The organism is Spirulina sp. CCY15215, assembly GCF_016888125.1.
Classification (GTDB): Bacteria; Cyanobacteriota; Cyanobacteriia; order Cyanobacteriales; family Spirulinaceae; genus CCY15215.
This window is the reverse complement of sequence record NZ_JACSWA010000295.1, coordinates 1-2,139: the sequence shown is the minus strand read 5'-3', so window position 1 is coordinate 2,139 and position 2,139 is coordinate 1. Positions and strand designations below refer to the sequence as shown.

At 45.4% G+C, this 2,139-nt stretch carries 1 protein-coding gene; it reads left to right on the top strand.

All coding sequences use genetic code 11. The features are described 5' to 3' along the window. Window positions 1-2,139 (top strand): DUF4347 domain-containing protein (locus JUI58_RS04275; RefSeq protein ID WP_204102509.1); only part of this gene is annotated, 2,139 nt, incomplete at both ends.

The window sequence follows — 2,139 nt, the reverse complement described above, 5'->3', positions numbered from 1 at the left end:
GATGCAAATCTGGCGAATGCAAACACAGGAGATTTAATCGTGACGGGGGAGGTGCAGGGGGAAAATGTTAATCTTGCAGCCATAAATCCCATTCAACCCCAAGAGCCAACTTTAATTCGCACGGGGGATGGAACACAACACAGCCCCACAGTGATGCGCTTTGGCGAAAAAGTCGGGGATTCTTGGGATTATACCTTCATTGACGAGAGAGCAGATAATCCTTATGAATTACTCTATGGAGGAGAAGCCGGCACCGTTTCCCGTTTGGTGCTGAGAGGTGAAGATGGTATGGCTAAGATTACCGAAGTCTTGAATTTTGCCAATGACCCCATCGAGACTCTAAGTATCGTTGCAGAAGGAAATTCTGGAGAATTCTGGTTGGGGAAAGACTTTATTACAGCGCAAAACATTCAACAATATCGCACTCAATTGGAAAGTTGGGGAGAATCTCTCTCTCCTCTTGCAGATATTTTGCTTTATAGTTGTTTTACGGCTTTAGGAGAAGTTGGGGAAAGTTTAGTTAATCAAATTGCCAATGCGACAGGTGCCGATGTAGCCGCTTCGGTAGATGCAACGGGAAGTGCTAATTATGGGGGCAATTGGACATTAGAATACAGTACGGGAAGCATTGAAGCCCTCACAACCTTTAGTGATCTTACCCTCAGTGTTTGGGATGGGAAGTTAGCCAATCAAAATGTTACGAACTTGAATGATTCCGGTGCAGGTTCTTTACGGGATGCCTTAGCCCTTGTGGGTAATGGCTTCACGGTGACGTTTAATCTCACGGGAACTATTACTTTGGCATCAACCATTAGTTGGACACATACAGGGGTAACAATTGATGGCAATGGGTCAACGGTTCAGGGTAACAATATGTTCCAAATTTTCAACAGTGCGGCAGTCACAGAAACCACGACGATTCAAAACCTGACGATCTCTAGGGGGAGTGCGGCTGGTAGTGGTGGTGGTTTGTATGCGAAAAGTAATATCACTTTAACAAACAGTACAGTGAGTGGCAATAGTGCTAGTGATAGCGGTGGTGGTTTGTATGCTAAGAATAGTAATATCACCCTAATAAACAGTACAGTGAGTGGTAATAGCGCTGGTAATAGTGGTGGCGGTTTGCGTGCGGACAACGGCAACATCACATCAACAAACAGCATAGTGAGTGGCAATAGAGCTAGTTTGAATAGTGGTGGTTTGAATGCGAACAACATCACATTAACGAACAGCACAGTGAGCAGCAATAGCGCTGGTAATGATGGTGGTGGTATGCGTGCGGACAACGACATCACATTAACGAACAGCACGATCGCCTTCAACGTCGCCGATGCCGATAACGATAGTAGTGGTGATGGTGGTGGTTTGTTTGCGAGCAACAATATTACCTTAGTAGGCAGTACAGTGAGTGGCAATAGTGGTGGTGTTAATGGTGGTGGTATGCGTGCGAGCAACGGCAACATCACATTAACGAACAGCACAGTGATTGGCAATAGTGCTAGTAATAATAGTGGTGGTTTGAATGCGAACAACAATATCACCCTAACAAGCAGTATAGTGAGTGGTAATAGCGCTGGTAATGATGGTGGTGGTATGCGTGCGAGCAACATCACCTTAACGAACAGCACAGTGAGCGGTAATAGCGCTAATGCTAGTGGTGGTGGTTTGTATGCGGACAACATCACCTTAACGAACAGCACAGTGAGTGGTAATAGCGCTGGTTATAATAGTGGTGGTTTGAATGCGAACAACAACATTGCCTTAACGAACAGTACAGTGAGTGGCAATAGCGCTGGCAATGATGGTGGTGGTATGCGTGCGAACAACATCACATTAACGAACAGCACGATCGCCTTCAACGTCGCCGATGCCAATAACAATGGTAATGGTAATGGTGGTGGTTTGTTTGCGAACAGCAATACTTCTACCATTGAAAACAGCATTATTGCTCAAAATAGCGACTTGGGTGGACAAGCACCGGATTTAAGCGGGACTTTCGATACGATTCAATTCAGTCTCATCCAAAACACGACAGGAGCAATAATTACCACCGATACCAGCAATATAAAAGGGATTGACCCTTTGTTACTCCCCCTTGCTAATAATGGTGGTTCAACCCAAACCCATGCTCTCAATGCG